This window comes from Clostridium sp. OF09-36 (assembly GCF_003481985.1).
Lineage (GTDB): Bacteria > Bacillota > Clostridia > Lachnospirales > Lachnospiraceae > Brotaphodocola.
Genome location: NZ_QUMD01000008.1, coordinates 23,960 through 42,174, shown reverse-complemented (window position 1 = coordinate 42,174; position 18,215 = coordinate 23,960). Strand labels below are relative to the sequence as shown.

The window sequence follows — 18,215 nt, the reverse complement described above, 5'->3', positions numbered from 1 at the left end:
TTGTTACATTGTAACGAGGTGATACGCGATCTGGTCGGCGGTCATCATCTGCGCTTCCCTCTGGTGGCAGGTGAAGATGATGATCTGGCCCGGATACGCCTTCTTCAGCCACTTGAGGGCGGTGTGCAGCCGGTCTTCGTCGTAGAGTACGAAGCTGTCATCGAAGATCAGCGGCATGTAGTCGCCTTCCGGCTGGATGAGCTTTGCTGCGGCGAGGCGCAGGGCCAGGTAGATCTGGTCCATGGTGCCGCTGGATACTTGTTCTACCGGAACAAGGCGGGTGCGGGTGTTCATGAAGACATTTAAGTTTTCATCGACACTCATGCTGTCATAGATGCCGCCGGTGATCCCGGAGATTAAATCGGATGCAGTCTTGTTTAAGTAAAGTCCGAAGGAATCGCGGATGGTGGCGGAAAGCTCGGTCATGGTCTCCAGAGCAAGGTCAATGGCGGTAATCTCCTCGCGGATGCGGTCATTTTCGGCAAGAACCTGCTTTAAGGATTCGGTCTGGTCCTTGCAGTGTGCCAGGTGGTCCAGCTTTTTTTCCAGCTCCCACTGGGCTTTTTGCTGGCGGGAGATGACATCGTCGCAGTCCGTTTCTTTTTCCTGCAGGGCACTGATCTCGGCGGCCTGTTCCGTTACGGACTGCTCGGAGCACTCCAGCACCTGGCTTAAGCGGATGAATTCTTCCATGCGGCCCTCGAAGGCCTTCATTGCCTCCTCGGAGATGGAGGAATCACCCAGGTGGCGGGAGAAAATTTCCTGCAGCAGCTTTTCCGTCATGGAAAGCTCCTGGCGCAGGCTGCGGTTCTTCATAAAGAAGATGAGCCCGACAGCGAAAAAGAAGACTGCAGCAGCACTTAAAATACAGATGAGCCATATGGTATAGCGGGACACGCCGGTCGATACGGACATCAGCGCGCCTGCACCGGATGTGGCGGTGGAAATCGGCTGGGAACTGAAAAAGCCGAGGACACCGGCCCCGATGGTAGAGCAGATGGCAAGCACCAGCATGATAACAGGCAGTACTGTGCGTCCCTTTCGGGAAGCAGTTTCTTCCAGTTCCTGATAATGACTGTAAGTAGTTTTTGCATTCTCCTGGTAAGCGCGGATGGAAGCCTCATCAGTAAACTGCGCGCCTTCCAAGGCCTGGCGGCCCTTTGCGATTTTCTGGAGCAGGGTTTCGCGCTCGGTCTGCTTTTCGGAAAGCTGGTTCTTTACCTGGGAACGCAGGTCCTGGTAGGTCCGTAGCTGGTTTTCGTATTCCGGGGCGGAAATCTCTTTTTCGATGTTTTTGATCTCGGTCAGCAGCGCGGTGTAGGTGCGGGCTGCCTCTGGGGTGAGCTGGCGCTCAAACTCTTTCCGGCGCCCCTTTAAATAGGAAGCAGCCTTTGTGATATTTAAAGAAAGATTACCGGTGGTGTTCATGTTGGCAATGTAATTGCGAAGCTCTGTCACCATGCCGCCCTCGGTCACACATTTGAGCTGGCCGATGCTGATGGTGTTGTTGTAGGCGGTTTCGGTGAGCCCTCCTAAGAGAAAGTCCAGAAAGCCCTTGGTGGGCTCCACCTGCTTCCCGGCAGTTTCATTTACGATCACAAACGATTTCTGGTCCTTCTGGAAATTGCGTTCCAGACGGTAGATGACACCGTCCTTTTCCACCCGCATCTGGCCGCCGTAGACACCCTTGTTCTGCCAGGGTTCATATTTGCTGTAAAGGTCGCCGCGGGCAGCACGTCCGCGCCCGCGCTCTAATCCGAACAGCATGCAGCGGATGAAGGTGTGCAGGGTAGATTTTCCGGCTTCATTTTTGCCGTAAACCACATTTAAGTCTTTATCGAAGGAGACGGAGAGGTCGTGGAATTTGCCGAATCCGTCGATATGTAAATCCAGTATCCGCATGGTTTAACTCCTCTCGTCTTTGGTGCGAAGCAGGGCATCGATCCCGTAGTACAGCGCCTTTTTTTCAACCGGACTGAGATCGTCCTTCTGAAACGCCTGGATATAAAAGCCGATCATGTCGCTCGGGTGCTCCGCAAAGAGCTGGCAGAAATCGTACTGGGGTTCCGATTCATCGACTGCCTCCACGATCTGCAGGCGGCGTTCCAATGGAGCTAAGTCGAATGTAATATCCGGGTCACGCATGCCGCGGATGCGGAAACGGTAAATGTTTTCCATACCGCGTTCCTTTACGGCGTCTGTGATGCGGTCACAAAGCTCGCCGTTGGTCGTAGCCGGAGTAACATGAACCACCAGCGGAATGTACTGGGCACGCGCCACAGGGACAAATTCCAGGGAGATGACCTGGCCGGAAGCCGGCTGGATTTCGCCGACGATCATGCCGTGCGGACCGGTCTCGGTTTTGTCAAGCGGCTCTAAGGAGCCTGGATACGCATAGGAAAAATCCGGTGCAAGCTCCCGCTTATGGATATGGCCGAGGGCCGTGTAGGCAAAACCGGTGCGGGCCAGGCTGCTCTTATCGAGCGGGAGATGGGACGCATCGCCGCCGTGGGCCAGAAGCACATGGATGCGGGAATCGTCCGGGGCCTTGATCCCGTTTAAGCGTGCTTCATTGATCTCGGCTGTGTGGTAGGAGAATCCGTGCACCTCCAGATTGAAGTCTGGAAAATAGACAGAGCTCAACTCCTCGGACATGAGAAAGGTGACATTGGGACACCAGGTAAAGCTCATGAGCGCAGAATTAGAGCGGATGCGGTCATGGTTTCCGGCGATGATGACAACCTTCACACCGGGAATCGTGGAAAAGAGATAGTTGACCTCTTTTAGATCGCGCAGGAGCGGCTGACGGTGAAACAGATCTCCTGCAATAAAGAGAAAGTCTGCGTCCCGGAGCTTGGCCTGGCGCACAACCTCTGCGAAGCTGTCGTGAATAGCCTGGGCCCGCTCGCGGCTCCAGGGCCGGTCACTGTCCGGATTCATGCCCCAGTGGACATCGGCAATGTGAATAAATTTCATGGGATCTCCTTGTTGATCAGCGGATGCGCTGCTGGCGCCTCCATGATATGCGGTGCGATAGCAAGTGTGCCATGGCGCCTTCCTGATATGCAATATAATAGAATGCGGGTATGCCGGCAGTTCGTCCTGCGCAGTATACCCGCATTGATTTTCAAAATTTGTAACTGTTCAGTACCTTCACAGTCACGAGCAAAAATCCATGAAAATTGCCTGCGGCAATGGGATTTTTGCCTACCAGCCTATGTTTTCTTACGGTCAGCGCAGTAAATGCGCAGACCTACTGAACAGTTACCAAAATTTACAGATCGCAGTTTCCTACGGTTCTCGGGAACGGGATCACGTCACGGATGTTGCCCATGCCGGTTAAGTACATCACGCAGCGCTCAAAGCCAAGACCGAAACCTGCATGGCGTGCGGAACCGTATTTGCGCAGGTCAAGGTAGAAGCTGTAATCTTCTTCCTTCAGACCAAGCTCTTTCATACGTGCGCTTAACTTCTCTAAGTCATCCTCACGCTGGCTGCCGCCGATGATCTCGCCGATGCCCGGTACCAGGCAGTCTACTGCAGCGACGGTCTTTCCGTCCGGGTTCATCTTCATGTAGAAGGCTTTGATCTCCTTCGGGTAGTCGGTCACGAATACCGGTTTCTTGAAGATCTGCTCGGTCAGGAAGCGCTCATGCTCGGTCTGAAGGTCGCAGCCCCAGGATACCTTGTAGTCAAACTGGTCGTTGTGCTCTTCCAGGATCTTCACCGCGTCGGTGTAGGTGATGCGGCCGAACTCGGAATTTACAACATTGTTCAGACGGTCTAACAGACCCTTGTCGATGAAGTTATTGAAGAATGCCATCTCCTCCGGAGCGTGCTCCAGCACATAGCGGATGACATATTTTAACATGCCTTCTGCAACTTCCATGTTGTCGTCCAGATCAGCGAATGCCATCTCCGGCTCGATCATCCAGAACTCGGCAGCGTGGCGGGTGGTGTTGGAATTCTCAGCACGGAAGGTCGGTCCGAATGTGTAGATATTGCGGAATGCCATAGCGTAGGTCTCGCCGTTTAACTGGCCGCTTACAGTTAAGTTGGTTGGTTTGCCGAAGAAGTCCTGAGTGTAGTCAACAGAACCGTCTTCGTTCTTCGGAACATTGTTTAAATCCATGGTGGTTACCTGGAACATCTCGCCGGCACCCTCGCAGTCACTTCCGGTAATGAGTGGGGTGTGAACGTATACGAAGTCACGCTCCTGGAAGTACTGGTGAATGGCGTATGCGATCAGGGAACGCACGCGGAATACAGCCTGGAATGTGTTGGTGCGCGGACGCAGATGGGTGATGGTACGCAGGTACTCCAGGGTGTGGCGCTTTTTCTGAAGAGGGTAGTCCGGTGCGGACGGACCCTCTACGGTAACCTCAGCCGCCTGGATCTCGAACGGCTGCTTTGCCTCCGGGGTAGCAACCAGGGTGCCTTTTACGATGATGGCAGCGCCTACGTTTAATTTGCTGATCTCAGCAAAGTTTGCCATATTGTCATGATAAACAACCTGAAGGGTCTCAAAATAGGTTCCGTCGCTGACTACGATAAAGCCAAACGCTTTGGAAGCACGCACGCTGCGCACCCAGCCGCCGATGGAAACCTCTTTGCCGAGGTAAGCCTCCCGGTTCTTATAAAGTTCTCTTACAGTAACTAAATCCATGATACTTCTCCTTTGATCTGTGTTTTTTTCGCAGCAGGATTCTTTGTTTATCCCTGCGTTTTCCTGTTTTGACAGATATTTATGGAATGATTTCCACACTTAATCAAGATTATACTTCATTTTATTAAGTGATTCAAGGAAAATTATCGAAATACAGGCATTTTGCAGGTGCCGCCGGGCATGTCCCACGTACAGATGCAGCAAGCTGGAAGCACCGTTTTACAAAGTGCCCCGGCCAATCGCAGAAATAGTGTTATATTTTTTTACCAGCTACCATATATAGACAATGCTCGAAATAACACAAAAAGTGTCGGAAAATGTACAAAAATTATTGAAAATAATACAATTATTTGTTCACTATTTCTGAAATGTGTGTTATAATGGTAGATACAAGAAAACACTACAGCGAGGTGATAACGTGATTAAAAAGGAAATGATTGCCATGCTTTTGGCAGGGGGACAGGGCAGCCGCCTTGGAGTATTAACACAAAAAGTCGCAAAACCGGCAGTGTCGTTTGGCGGCAAATACAGAATTATCGATTTCCCGCTCAGCAACTGTATCAATTCTGGCGTTGACACAGTTGGAGTTTTAACACAGTATCAGCCATTACGTCTGAATAGTCACATCGGAATTGGTATTCCGTGGGACTTAGACCGTAATGTCGGAGGAGTTACCATTCTTCCACCATACGAGCGGAGCAAAGGCAGTGACTGGTATACCGGTACTGCAAATGCGATTTATCAGAACCTGGAGTATATGGAAAGCTATAATCCAGACTACGTTCTGATCCTCTCCGGCGACCACATTTACAAAATGGATTATGAGGTTATGCTGGAGTATCACAAAGCAAACAATGCAGATGTCACCATCGCCTGTATGCCGGTGCCGATCGAAGAAGCAAGCCGCTTCGGTATCGTGATCACCGATGACAACAACCGGATCACCGAGTTCGAGGAGAAGCCAGCAAATCCGCGCAGCAACCTGGCTTCCATGGGTATCTACATATTCAGCTGGCCGGCATTAAAGGAAGCACTCATCGCTATGTCCGAGGAGCCGGGCTGTGACTTTGGTAAGCATGTCATCCCGTACTGCCACGGAAAGGGCGAACGCATCTTCGCTTACGAGTACAACGGTTACTGGAAGGACGTCGGCACCTTAGGCTCTTACTGGGAAGCAAACATGGAGCTTATCGATATTATTCCGGAGTTCAACCTCTATGAGGAATACTGGAAGATCTACACCAAGAGCGATATCATCCCGCCGCAGTATGTAGCTGCAGACGCAGTCATTGAGCGCAGCATCATCGGCGAGGGTACCGAGGTACACGGAACCATTACCAACTCCGTGATCGGCGCAGGTGTTACCATTGAGCCGGGCGCAGAGGTACACGATTCCATCATCATGCGCGACTGCCACATCAAGGCAGGCGCAAAGATCAACAAAGCCATTGTCGCTGAGGACACTACGGTGGGCGAAGGCGCAGAGCTGGGTGTCGGCGAGTACGCACCGAGCAAATATGACCAGAAGGTATACCAGTTTGACCTGGTAACCATTGGCGAACACAGTGTGATCCCGGATCACGTAAAAATTGGTAAGAATACCGCAATTTCCGGCGTCACCACTCCGGAGGACTACACCGACGGGGCACTGGCAAGCGGAGACTACATTATAAAGGCAGGTGGCGTACGATGAAAGCGATTGGTATTGTATTAGCAGGCGGAAACAGTAAGAGAATGCGGGAATTATCCAACAAACGTGCGATTTCCGCAATGCCGGTTGCAGGCAGCTACCGCAGCATTGACTTTGCGCTCAGCAGCATGAGCAATTCCCATATCCAGAACGTGGCAGTATTTACCCAGTACAACTCCCGTTCCTTAAACGAGCATTTAAGCTCCTCCAAGTGGTGGGATTTCGGAAGAAAACAGGGCGGACTTTATGTATTCACCCCGACCATCACCGCAGAGAACAGCGACTGGTACCGCGGCACGGCAGATGCCCTGTACCAGAACCTTACCTTTTTAAAGAACAGCCATGAGCCGTATGTAGTCATTGCCGCAGGTGACGGTATCTACAAGCTGGACTACAACAAGGTTCTGGAATATCACATTGAGAAGAAAGCAGACATCACCGTTGTCTGCAAGGACATGCCTGAGGATGAGGACGTAACCCGCTTCGGCCAGGTAAAGGTAAACGAGGATGGCCGCATTACCGACTTCGAGGAGAAGCCTATGGTTTCCACCTCCAACACCATTTCCTGTGGTATCTATGTCATCCGCAGACGCCAGCTCATTGAGCTCATCGAGCGCTGCGCAGCAGAAGACCGTGTAGACTTTGTACGTGACATCCTGGTACGTTATAAAAACTTAAAACGTATCTACGCATACAAGATGGACACTTACTGGAGCAACATCGCTTCCGTAGATTCCTACTATAAGACCAATATGGACTTCTTAAAGCCGGAAGTACGCAACTACTTCTTCAAGGAATATCCGGACGTATACTCCAAGGTGGATGATCTTCCGCCTGCAAAATACAACCCGGGCGCACTGGTAAAGAACAGCCTGATCTCCAGCGGCTCCATCATCAACGGAACCGTCGAGAACTCAATCCTGTTTAAGAAAGCATATGTAGGAAACAACTGTGTGATCAAGAATTCCATCATCCTGAACGATGTTTACATCGGTGACAATACCGTCATTGAGAACTGCATCGTAGAGAGCCGCGATACCATTCGTGCAAATACCACGTATATCGGTACTCCGGAGGATATCAAGATCGTTATTGAGAAAAACGAACGTTATACCCTGTAATGGGCGTGTCTGTGCAGGCACCGGGCCTTGCATAGCGAAAAGGTCCCTGTTTGCGCAGTGCGTAAATAGCAGCGGGGGACATCGTTTTGACATCATGAAAACACACAGCCGGCAGCCGGGGCAGGCAGTCAGCCCGCTCCTGGCAGCCGCATAAATATGGGGGAGGGGTTTCCACATGCAGATAACAGATGTGAGAGTGAGAAAGATCGAAAAAGAAGGAAAAATGAAGGCAATCGTTTCCATTACCATAGATAACGAATTTGTTGTTCACGACATTAAGGTTATCGAAGGCGAGAAGGGATTGTTTATCGCTATGCCGAGCCGCAAGGCTGCAGACGGCGAATACCGCGATATCGCACATCCGATCAATTCGGGAACCCGCGATATGATCCAGTCCATCATCCTCAACAAATACGAGAGTGCGGCACTGGAGAGCCAGCAGGAAGAGCTGGCATAAGAGCTGCTGTTTCCTGTATCAGGATTTACAGATAGACAGCGGCGGGAAAAGCAAAAGTCAAAGGACACCTGACAGAAAGGAAGATCTGTCAGGTGTTTTTACGTTGTGTTCATGGTAGAAATATGCTGTTGGAATGCCTGTTATTACATGCTTTTGAGTGCCATGACATGAAAAAACTGACCAATTTTGGCGAAGTTTGACCAATTCTTGCGAAGTACTTGCATAACGTTATTTTACGCGATATATTGTAGAAAAAGGAGGGGAACATTATGGAAAAGGATAATACATATGAAAATTCGAATATAGAAGTAACGGAAACAAGCCGTTTGGAGGCAGAAAATATAATGGAAACAAGCGCAGGGGAACTGGTGGCTTCGCAGAAGGCGCAGAACCCGGGTGTGCTTTATATCCAGATGCTTGGAGGCTTCTCCATGACCTACCAGGGCCAGCCTATCTTACTTGGAAAAAGCCTCAGCAGCAAGATGCTTCATCTGTTAATGCTCCTCATCTACAGCCGCGGGGAGGGCATCCGCCGTATCCGGTTATTAGAGCAGCTTTACGGGGACAGTGACACCGAGCAGGCAGCCAATTCCCTGCGTGCCATGATCTTCCGTTTGAGAAAGAGCCTGGTTGCAGCCGGACTCCCGGATGGTGAGTATATTTCCACCAGAGGCGGCATATATATGTGGACAGCGGATCATGTCGATGTCGAGCTGGACGTGGAGGTGTTCCAGAAGCAGGTTATGGCAGCTATGGAAGAGAAGGATGCCAGAAAGAAGGTTACGCTTCTGGAGGAGGCCTGCGGACTCTATAAAGGAGAGTTCCTGCCGCTTATGATCGCGGATGAATGGGTCTCCGCCGCAAACTGGAAATACCAGGAGCTTTACTTTAAGGTATTGCGGGAGCTTGCAGATCTTTTGAAAAAGCAGAACCGCTACGCAGAGCTGCTTCCATACTGTGAACAGGCGTTAAGCCGTTACCCATATGAGGAGTGGCAGTTGGTCAAGCTGGAATGCCTGACCGCCATGAAGGAATACCAGACCGCGGTGGAGTATTACGAGCAAATCGAAAAGGAATCGCAGCAGGAATACGGCATCAGCATGTCGGAGGAGATGATGGAGCATTACCGCGCCATTCGTAACATGATCCAGTACGAGATGAACAACATCGAGGAGATCCAGCAGCACTTAAGACCGGATCCGAACGTATTCGGTGCCACCCGGTGTGACTACTTAACCTTCATTGATATTTACCGCTACATCGTCTGGGTGCTTGGGAGAGAAGATACCAGAGCTCATCTGGTCCTGTTCACCCTGATCGACCGGGAAGGGGAGCCGTTAGAATCCTCGGAACAGTTAGAGGAGGTGCGGCAGAGACTGGAAAGCTCCATCATCCGCTCAGTGCGGCGCTCTGATCTGTATACCCGTTATGGAAAGAACCAGTTTCTGGTCCTGGTGACCAGCACCGACCAGAAGGGCTGCAATATCGCGGCAGACCGTGTGTGCAAGAATTTCCGCACTGTAAACCGCCGCAGAAAGATCGATGTCTACTATGCCTGCCGGCCAGCCATGGCTGTGACCGGAGACAGTTTAAAAAAGAACATGGGAAAGAATGTTAAGGAGCTGGAAACGGAGGCATAACCGGGAACGGAAGGCGCATGAAAAATGCAGCCTGAAAAGAACTACGGAAAAGTAAGAAAATTGCGGTGCAAATGGAAAAAAATGTAAGGGAAAATGCAGAAAGTAACAGTTCCTGTAACACCTGGCAGCGTATACTAAAAATGACAATGAAACCATTGTCTGATTTTTACTATTATTCACCTTCAGATAGTCAAATTTAAGGGAAAAGGAGAGAGAAGTATGAAAGGACTCGAAGCGAAAACATTGGGCCTGAGAAAGATGCTCAGGCACGAGTATAAACGCATCGTGGCGTTTATGCTGACGGTAGCCATGGTTGTGACCAACTTTGGCACCAACCTGACCGTGGCGTTCGCGGCAGGCGAAGAAGAAAGCTCTCTGTTCCTGCTTAACAGCAGTGAACTTGAGGATGCGATCAGCGCAGCTCTGGAAAGTGGAGATGTGTTCGATTTTTCATCCCTGGAGCTGAAAGCAAAACAAAAGAGCCTGAAGACATCCTATGAAAAACTGATAGGAAGCAAGGCCGGAAAGGTATACCAGCTCGACGTAGATGTAGACAGCACCTACGCAACCGAGAACACAGACCTGCAGGTATTCTACAACGCAGGTACCGACAGCGTGGTATTCCTGTTCATCAACCAGAGTGACATGGCAGTTACCTTCCGCGCAAACGTAAGCGGATATGAAACTGCACGCGTTACCGTAAACCCGAACACCTCCAACATCGAGGACGCAGAGGGCGTTGAGAATGCAGAAGACTACAGCAACACCACCATGGTGGACGATGAAAAGAAGCCGCAGGCAGAGGTTGTAAAGCCGGAAGGCGAGACCTCTGAATCCGAGAGCGCTTCTGACGAAACCGAAGCAGCCGAGACCGAAGCAGACGTAACCGAGAGCGAGAACGCTTCCGAGAACGGCGAGGCAGAGGAGACCACCGGCGCAGAGGAAGCTGCTGAGACAGAAACCTCCGAAGCAGCCGAGACCGAAGCAGAGACTGAGCCGGAAACCGAGGCAGAGCACCGGCAGCAGAAGAAACTGAGGCAGAAATTGAGCTTACTCCGGAAGAGGGAAGCGCAAGCGCATCCATCTCCGCAAAGAAGGTATTCCGTGTAAGCACCAGCGCAGAAGCAGCAGGGGAAGCTCCGGCAGCAGACGCTGCGGAAGAGACCGAAACCGAAGCAGAGGAGCCGGAAAAAGAAACTGAGGCTCCTGTAGAGACTACCGCAGAAGAAACCGTTGCTGATGACAGCACGGAGGAAACCATTGCAGACGAGACTCAGGCAGACGAGACCACCGCAGCCGATGAGACAGACGGCGAGCTCACCGATGAGACTGAGGCTCCGACTGAAGACGTTACCGCTCCGGATGAAACAAACGGAGAAGAGCCGGCAGACAACGGCGGTAGCGAGAATATTGGTTTTGACAACGACGAGCAGTTCCTGGAGGATGACTCCATTGAACTGGCAGGCGAGCTGAATGGTAAGGCATACAACACCGTAACCATCTGGGGCAGCATGAGCATGTCTATGCAGTAGAAGCCGTTACCGAAGATCTGGAGATTGTGGCAAGCCTGGAAGAAACCGTGGGCGTGGCACATCCGGAATTCAGCGCATCCTATGTGAGCAGCGAAGGCGTGACCATCAGCCTGCACGCAGAGGAAGGCATCCTTCCGGAAGGCACCGAACTTTCCGTAACCGAAGTGACCGATGCTCTGGGCGATACCATCAAAGAGAAGATGGACAGCGAGACCGAGGGCACAACCGTTCACAGCGTATTAGCATACGATATCAATCTCCTTTATAATGGGAAGAAACTCAGCAACAGCTGGTCCGAGAGCGGCTATGTAGACGTAACCTTCACAGGTGCTCCGATCCAGGAAATGACCGAGGCTTCCGATAAGGTCGAGATCGTAGCAGTAGACGATACCAGCGCAACCAAGCTGAGCGCAGACAATGCAGCCGAGGCAGAAGCAAGTGAACTGAAGCTGGAGACTGTCGGCGAGCAGAACGTAGAGGGAACTGTGGTAGAAGAAGTTGGATTTAAGGCAGAGCACTTTACGATTTATGCGATTGCTGGCAGTGGCAGTACAAGCGCAGTGCCATTAGAAGAAATGCTTGTTGGTAAGAATAGTAGTAAAACTATTTATTCTGATAATTATTCGTATGATTATTGGTATACATGGGAATCTTCTGATACGAGTATTTTAAGAGTTGGAGCTAATACTCGATATAATTGGTATTATAACGCAACTACAATCACAACATACAATAAAACTGGTATTGTTACACTCCGATTAAAAAATTCACGTGGACAGGTGTTGGACGAAGCAATTATCTCAGTAGGTACGGGATATGTGACAGCACAGTTTTATCATTTGAAGGATCCAACAAAAACACCGGATTCCAATAATACAAGTGAATGGAGCAGTAATCTTGGAACAGGTCTTGCAAATGAAACAGGAGCTGTATGGACGGACAATAAAAATATCTTCAATGCAGGTAATCGTGTTGAAGAGTGGCCATCTGGTTATGGTACAAAAACTGCGGATGGTAAACTGGAATTAACTCGAAATACGACAACCTGGAATGAAATTTATACGAAATTCAAGGATCAGGCAGCAAAAAATGCAGGGGTAACGATTAATAGCAAAGATGATGTGGAAGCAATTTATCTTGTTCCATATAAGATTTCAAGAAACAACGGAACGCATCCGGATCATCATGTTGACTGTATCATTGAAATGAAGGTAAAAACCGTTGTTACGGTTTCTTACAGATTGAAAGATGCTAGTACAGACAATGTTTACCGTGCACCGGAAGATAATAAGATTGTTGCTACAGGTTCAATCGCACCGAGACCTACTGGAAGCTATCCGGCAAGAAAGCAGGTAAACGGTGTTTGGTATGAATTTGATGGTTGGTATACCAATCCGGAACTGACAGGTGATCCAGTTGATTTTAACACTTACGTAGTTAATGAAAATACTACATTTTATGCGAAGTATGTTGGTGAACATAAAGTAAGTTATGATTGGACTGGTTTGCCAACAGGTGTGACCTTGTATGATGAACAGGGAAATGTAGTAACACCTGCTCTGCCAAGAGATATTACCGGATTAAAAGCTGGTCAGAGTTATGACATTGATACAACAATGCCAGGAACCGTAGTATATACGCATGATGGGTTTGGAAATAAGAATGCGAAGTATACACTTGGAGCATGGAATGATCCTAATAATGGTGTTATGGGAGAAAGCAATGTTCTGGTAACTGGTATCTGGACTTCAGAAGTGGTAAATGTACCGGAATACCGCATTGTATATAGCTGGACAGGAACTGTGCCGGATGGAGTGACATTACCGAACGATAACCACAGCTATAAGAACAATGAGACGTATGTGGTAGATACTACTTACGGAAAAGGCTATACCGTGAATTCGTATGATCAGTATCACAATGTGAATGGTGTTTATACGTTTAGCGGATGGGACACTCAGCCAGGAAGAATCCAGAAAAATCTTGAGATCAAAGGTATCTGGAGTTTTGAAAAAACAAGCGTGGCTCAGCACAATGTAAGCTACCAGTGGAGTGGCCTGCCAAAGAATGCAACATTATATGATGAAGCAGGTTTCACAGTTGAACCAGAGCTTCCGACCAGTATTAATGGTTTGGTAAAGGGTCAGCCGTACCAGATTAATAGAAGCCAAGAGGGAATTGTGGTATATACGCATGACGAGTATGGAAACAGAAATGCGAAGTATACATTTGGAACATGGACGGATCCTAATAATGGCGTTATGGGAGAAAGTGATGTTCTTGTAACTGGTATCTGGACTTCAGAAGTGGTAGATGTACCGGAATACAGCATTGTATATAGCTGGACAGGAACTGTGCCGGGTGGAGTGAGTGGGAGAAAGTGATGTTCTTGTAACTGGTATCTGGACTTCAGAAGTGGTAGATGTACCGGAATACAGCATTGTATATAGCTGGACAGGAACTGTGCCGGGTGGAGTGAGCTTACCGGAAGATGACCATAGTTATAAGAACAATGAGACGTATGCGGTAGATACTACTTACGGAAAAGGCTATACCGTGAATTCGTATGATCAGTATCACAATGTGAATGGTGTTTATACGTTTAGCGGATGGGACACTCAGCCAGGAAGAATCCAGAAAAATCTTGAGATCAAAGGTATCTGGAGTTTTGAAAAAACAAGCGTGGCTCAGCACAATGTAAGCTACCAGTGGAGTGGTCTGCCAGAGAATGCAACATTATATAATGAAGCAGATGTCGCAGTTGTCCCAGAGCTTCCGACCAGTATTAATGGTTTGGTAAAGGGTCAGTCGTACAAGATTAATAGAAGCCAAGAGAAAATCGCGGTATATACGCATGACGAGTATGGAAACAGAAATGCGAAGTATACACTTGGAACATGGAACGATCCTAATAACGGAGTATGGGAGAAAGAGATGTTTGGTAACTGGCGAGTGGACAAGAGAAAACATCGAAGTGCAGAAGTATAAAGTAACTTACAAATATGTAGGTTCTATTATTCCGTCGAATGCACCTCAGGTACCTGTCACTGCAGAGTATGTAAAGAATCAGCCGGTGAATGTAGAAGAGACACCAGAAATTAAGGGTTATTCATTCAATGGTTGGAATCGCGGAACATCCAATGCAGGAAGCACATTCAATATGCCGGCAGAAGATGTTGAGTTAACCGGTTCATTTGTTAAGAATTCTTACCCGTACTTCGTAACATACCATTACGAAGATGCAAAGGGCAATGAGATTTACGCAGATGATTCTGTTAAAAATGTTTTAGCTGAATTTGAGTCAGTAATTCCATATGATACGACTTCACCGAAACAGTATGCGATTGATGGAAAAGACCATAATTTCGTACTGGATAAGGTGGTATTTGGAAATACGCAGGGCGCAGGCAAAACAGCAATTGTGACGGATGTTGCAGCAAAGAATAATGTTGATGTTTATTATGCACTGGATGAACTCGGTACCAATCCGGAAAATCCAACCAATCCGAATAAGCCGGATGGAATTGCAGATAAATATCAGATTGTATTTACCTATGTCGCAGATGATCACGGAACAGTAACTGGTATGCTGAAAGAAGTTGTAACCAGATATGAGGGTGATAAGAAATTCAGTACAACTGCTCCTGCTTATCCAATTGCAGAAAATATCGTGGCAACACCTGATGCTGGTTACAAGTTTGTAAACTGGACTTCTCGTAATCCGTCAGAAGCATCTGCAAACATTGTAGCTGTATTCAGCAGAATCCTTCAGCAGAGCAGTGCAACCAATGCTGAATTTAAAGATGTAGCAGCAATCAGGGCTGCAGGCTTTACTCAGGATACCGAGTTTACTGCCCATTTCCTTGCAAGTGATGCAACTACCTACAAGGTAGAAGTTTATTACGAGCATGAGGCAAGTATTCAGCAGTTCCGAGTAAGACCGAGACTCTGGCTGGTACAACCGATACCCAGGCAGCCGTAAAGGCAGAGACTTATCTGCCGACCAGCGGCTATGTATTCGATAAGAATGCAGCAAATGTACTGAGCGGTACAATTGCTGGTGACAACAGCCTGGTACTGAAGGTTTACTACAAACAGGTATTTAAGGTAACTTACGCACCTGGTGATCATGGTTCCTTCAAATCTCAGACCTACACCGTATCTTACGGAAGTCAGACTCCGGGATTCAGTGGTGACAAGACTGCAAATGGTAACTACAGATTCACTGGTTGGGATAAGACCATTGAATCCAGAGTAACTGGTGACATTGTTTACACCGCGCAGTGGGCTGCCAACAGCAATGGCGGCGGCGGTAACGGCGGCGGAGGTGGCGGAAGCTCCTCTGGCGGTGGCGGCGGAAGTTCTTCTGGCCCGAGAGACAACGGTTCTACACCGTCCGGTGGCCCGGGAGCAACAACCGTAACCATTGACCCGGATGCAGTTCCGTTAGCAAACCTGCCGAACGAAGATGGAGCAGCTGATCTGCTAGTGATCGACGATGAGGACGTTCCGTTAGCGGCACTTCCGAAGACCGGTCAGAGTGGAGCAAGCGGACTGGTACTCTTCCTGTCCAGCATGATGCTCGCAGCATTCGTGGCAGTCAGCAAGAAACGCGAAGACGATAAGTAATGGAATCGTTTTCAACCATAAGAATTACAGAGAAAGCGCCGGGAGCGAAAATGCTCCCGGTGCTTTTCTGGTATCTAAAAGTTTGTCGAGCCGTTCTCATTGCAATACATTCCGAATTTTGCTATTCTATATTCATAAAAACCATGTTTACAGAAAGAAGCATAGAAGGGAATGTGAGCCATGAAATCGTCATTATTAAAATTGCCGGTGGGGGTAGACAGCTTCGAGAAAATCCGGAAAGATGGATTTTATTATGTGGATAAAACCACATTGATCGAGCAGCTTCTGGAACAGTGGGGAGAGGTGAATCTGTTTACCAGGCCGCGCCGTTTTGGAAAGACTTTAAATATGAGTATGCTCCGCTGCTTTTTTGAAATAGGAGCAGATCGTTCTTTGTTTGACGGTTTGGACATTTCAAAAAATCAGGAACTTTGCAATGCCTATATGGGAAGGTTTCCGGTGGTGTTTTTTTCTTTAAAGAATGTGAATGGTCTTACCTTTGCAGATGCAAAGTATCGCCTGACAGAACTGGTTGCTGCGGAAGCGGAGCGCTTTTTATTTTTGTCAGATAGCAAAAAGCTTTCTGAAAATGAAAAAAGCAGGTATCAGGCCCTGATTGCGCTTGACCATGGGCGTTATACTATGGATGAGACAATTCTTGTGTCCAGTCTGCAGCTGCTGTCACAGCTTTTATACAGACATTACGGACAGAAAACCATAATATTGATAGATGAATACGATGTTCCACTGGACAAAGCATTCCAGCATGGTTATTATAAGGAAATGGTTTCCCTGATCCGTGGAGTATTCGGACAGGCTTTAAAAACCAATGATGCGCTGCAGTTTGCGGTATTGACGGGATGTCTGCGGGTATCGAAGGAAAGTATTTTTACAGGACTGAATAATTTTAAAGTACTCGCTATTACGGATGCCCGTTTTGATGAACAATTTGGCTTTACGGAACAGGAAGTGTCAGAATTGTTGGAGACGTATCACCTGGAAGAACATCAGGCGGAAACAAAAGAATGGTACGATGGATATCATATTGGCGGTGCAGATGTTTATTGTCCATGGGATGTGATCAATCATGTGGACAGGCTTCGCGGAGAACCGGGGGCGCAGCCGCAATCCTACTGGATCAATACCAGTGGGAATGATCTGGTGAAGCGGTTTGTGAACAGGGCAGATAAGACAACGCGTGATGAAATGGAACGGCTGATTGCCGGGGAATCCGTGGAAAAAGAAATACGTCTGGAATTAACGTATGACGAGATTGATCAGAGCATTGACAATTTATGGAGTGTGCTGTTTACGACCGGTTATTTGACAAGGATCGGAAAACCTGTAAATGGTATTTATCGGCTGGCTATTCCAAACAGAGAGGTGCGGGAGGTTTATATCACCCAGATACAGGAGTGGTTTAAAGAAAAAATCAGAAAAGACACGGGAACCATGCAGACATTTTGTAAGGCATTTCTGGAGCGGGATTCCGATGAAATTCAAAAGCAGTTAACAAGGATTCTGAACAATATGATCAGCATTTTGGATACAAAGGCACGAAATGAGGAAAAAGAAATATTTTATCATGGGTTGCTGCTCGGCCTGCTGCGCAGTGAGTCTGACTGGCTGATCTTGTCAAATGCAGAGTCTGGCGATGGATTCAGTGATATTTTGATTGAACCGGACGATCCGGATATGGGAATTGTGATTGAGTTAAAGTACGCATCTGATTTTTCCGGTTTGGAAAATGCCTGTAAAAAGGCGATGGAGCAGATTAAAGACCGAAGATATGCGGACCGTTTGAAAAAGGACGGTCGCAGTGATATTCTGGCATATGGAATTGCGTTTTGTAAAAAACGGTGCCAGGTTATTGCTGAACAATTATAGGAAGGATAAAATGATGTATTTAATTGCAGGACTTGGGAATCCCACACGGGAATATGATAAAACGAGACATAACGTTGGCTTTTCGGTGATCGATGTGCTGGCGGACAAATATAATATTGATGTAAGCGACCGCAAGCACAAGGCGCTGTGCGGCAAGGGTATCATTGAGGGGGAGAAGGTCCTTCTTTTGAAGCCGCAGACCTTTATGAACTTAAGCGGGGAGAGCATCCGGGAGGCGGTCGATTATTACAAGATCGATCCGGAGGAAATCATTGTCATTTATGACGATATCAGCCTGGAACCGGGGCAGCTGCGCATCCGGTTAAAGGGAAGTGCCGGCGGGCACAATGGCATTAAGAACATCATCGCGCACCTGGGAACGCAGGAGTTTCCGCGCATTAAGGTTGGCGTCGGCGCGAAGCCGCCGAAGATGGATCTGGCGGACTATGTGCTGAGCCGCTTTGGCGCGGAGGAGCAGAAGGTGATGGATGAGGCGTTTGGCGAGGCGGCTGAGGCGGCTGTCATGATGATGACGACAGGAGCGGAGCGTGCCATGAATCATTATAACGCCAAAAAGAAAGCGGAGTAGGTAT

Annotated in this window: 14 protein-coding genes; 11 read left to right on the top strand and 3 right to left on the bottom strand. The window is 48.5% G+C overall.

The genetic code is table 11. The features are described 5' to 3' along the window. Positions 1-3: 3 nt before the first annotated feature. From DXA97_RS08345 to asnS, 3 genes are all read right to left on the bottom strand, one after another. On the bottom strand, positions 4-1,902 hold the full coding sequence (locus tag DXA97_RS08345; protein WP_118719464.1) for an AAA family ATPase: 1,899 nt from the start codon (positions 1,900-1,902) through the stop codon (positions 4-6). A 3-nt stretch (positions 1,903-1,905) separates the two neighbouring features. Then, positions 1,906-2,976, bottom strand: coding sequence for a metallophosphoesterase (locus tag DXA97_RS08340; protein ID WP_118719462.1), 1,071 nt, complete (start codon positions 2,974-2,976; stop codon positions 1,906-1,908). A 298-nt stretch (positions 2,977-3,274) separates the two neighbouring features. Continuing rightward, complete coding sequence (asnS, locus tag DXA97_RS08335; RefSeq protein WP_118719460.1) at positions 3,275-4,666, bottom strand: asparagine--tRNA ligase; 1,392 nt, start codon at positions 4,664-4,666, stop codon at positions 3,275-3,277. 418 nt (positions 4,667-5,084) lie between these two features. Here asnS and DXA97_RS08330 point away from each other — a divergent pair, with 418 nt between their 5' ends. The 11 genes from DXA97_RS08330 to pth all read left to right on the top strand — a co-directional run bounded on the left by DXA97_RS08330 (position 5,085) and on the right by pth (position 18,211). Beyond that, complete coding sequence (locus DXA97_RS08330; RefSeq protein WP_118719458.1) at positions 5,085-6,359, top strand: glucose-1-phosphate adenylyltransferase; 1,275 nt, start codon at positions 5,085-5,087, stop codon at positions 6,357-6,359. Continuing rightward, complete coding sequence (glgD, locus tag DXA97_RS08325) at positions 6,356-7,477, top strand: glucose-1-phosphate adenylyltransferase subunit GlgD (RefSeq protein ID WP_118719456.1); 1,122 nt, start codon at positions 6,356-6,358, stop codon at positions 7,475-7,477. The genes DXA97_RS08330 and glgD overlap by 4 nt, the downstream gene beginning before the upstream one ends. Positions 7,478-7,652: 175 nt before the next feature. Further along, positions 7,653-7,934 (top strand): septation regulator SpoVG, encoded by a 282-nt coding sequence (spoVG, locus tag DXA97_RS08320; protein WP_118719454.1) that lies wholly within the window; start codon positions 7,653-7,655, stop codon positions 7,932-7,934. Between the two features lie 269 nt (positions 7,935-8,203). Continuing rightward, the gene (locus tag DXA97_RS08315) at positions 8,204-9,574 is read left to right on the top strand and encodes a BTAD domain-containing putative transcriptional regulator (protein WP_118719452.1); all 1,371 of its coding nucleotides are present in this window, start codon (positions 8,204-8,206) and stop codon (positions 9,572-9,574) included. A 219-nt stretch (positions 9,575-9,793) separates the two neighbouring features. After that, positions 9,794-10,684: a hypothetical protein gene (locus DXA97_RS08310; RefSeq protein ID WP_118719450.1), complete on the top strand. Its 891-nt coding sequence runs from the start codon at positions 9,794-9,796 to the stop codon at positions 10,682-10,684. Positions 10,685-11,132: 448 nt separating this feature from the next. Next, positions 11,133-13,490 carry an SHIRT domain-containing protein gene (locus DXA97_RS08305; RefSeq protein ID WP_118719448.1) on the top strand — a complete coding sequence of 786 codons (2,358 nt, stop codon included), beginning with the start codon at positions 11,133-11,135 and terminating at the stop codon, positions 13,488-13,490. Next, complete coding sequence (locus DXA97_RS08300) at positions 13,477-14,094, top strand: SHIRT domain-containing protein (protein WP_118719446.1); 618 nt, start codon at positions 13,477-13,479, stop codon at positions 14,092-14,094. The genes DXA97_RS08305 and DXA97_RS08300 overlap by 14 nt, the downstream gene beginning before the upstream one ends. Further along, positions 14,045-15,088: a hypothetical protein gene (locus DXA97_RS08295; RefSeq protein ID WP_182436838.1), complete on the top strand. Its 1,044-nt coding sequence runs from the start codon at positions 14,045-14,047 to the stop codon at positions 15,086-15,088. The genes DXA97_RS08300 and DXA97_RS08295 overlap by 50 nt, the downstream gene beginning before the upstream one ends. After that, positions 15,055-15,735: a doubled motif LPXTG anchor domain-containing protein gene (locus DXA97_RS22030; protein WP_118719442.1), complete on the top strand. Its 681-nt coding sequence runs from the start codon at positions 15,055-15,057 to the stop codon at positions 15,733-15,735. The genes DXA97_RS08295 and DXA97_RS22030 overlap by 34 nt, the downstream gene beginning before the upstream one ends. Positions 15,736-15,915: 180 nt before the next feature. Beyond that, positions 15,916-17,622 (top strand): AAA family ATPase, encoded by a 1,707-nt coding sequence (locus DXA97_RS08285; RefSeq protein WP_118719440.1) that lies wholly within the window; start codon positions 15,916-15,918, stop codon positions 17,620-17,622. A gap of 13 nt (positions 17,623-17,635) precedes the next feature. Continuing rightward, positions 17,636-18,211 (top strand): aminoacyl-tRNA hydrolase, encoded by a 576-nt coding sequence (pth, locus tag DXA97_RS08280; RefSeq protein WP_118719581.1) that lies wholly within the window; start codon positions 17,636-17,638, stop codon positions 18,209-18,211. The last annotated feature ends 4 nt before the right edge of the window (positions 18,212-18,215 follow it).

Coding starts and splice junctions, on each gene's coding strand:
- DXA97_RS08345 (WP_118719464.1), bottom strand. CDS start 1,902: ATGCGGATACTGGATTTACATATCGACGGATTCGGCAAATTCCACGAC.
- DXA97_RS08340 (WP_118719462.1), bottom strand. CDS start 2,976: ATGAAATTTATTCACATTGCCGATGTCCACTGGGGCATGAATCCGGAC.
- asnS (WP_118719460.1), bottom strand. CDS start 4,666: ATGGATTTAGTTACTGTAAGAGAACTTTATAAGAACCGGGAGGCTTAC.
- glgD (WP_118719456.1), top strand. CDS start 6,356: ATGAAAGCGATTGGTATTGTATTAGCAGGCGGAAACAGTAAGAGAATG.
- spoVG (WP_118719454.1), top strand. CDS start 7,653: ATGCAGATAACAGATGTGAGAGTGAGAAAGATCGAAAAAGAAGGAAAA.
- DXA97_RS08315 (WP_118719452.1), top strand. CDS start 8,204: ATGGAAAAGGATAATACATATGAAAATTCGAATATAGAAGTAACGGAA.
- DXA97_RS08310 (WP_118719450.1), top strand. CDS start 9,794: ATGAAAGGACTCGAAGCGAAAACATTGGGCCTGAGAAAGATGCTCAGG.
- DXA97_RS08285 (WP_118719440.1), top strand. CDS start 15,916: ATGAAATCGTCATTATTAAAATTGCCGGTGGGGGTAGACAGCTTCGAG.
- pth (WP_118719581.1), top strand. CDS start 17,636: ATGTATTTAATTGCAGGACTTGGGAATCCCACACGGGAATATGATAAA.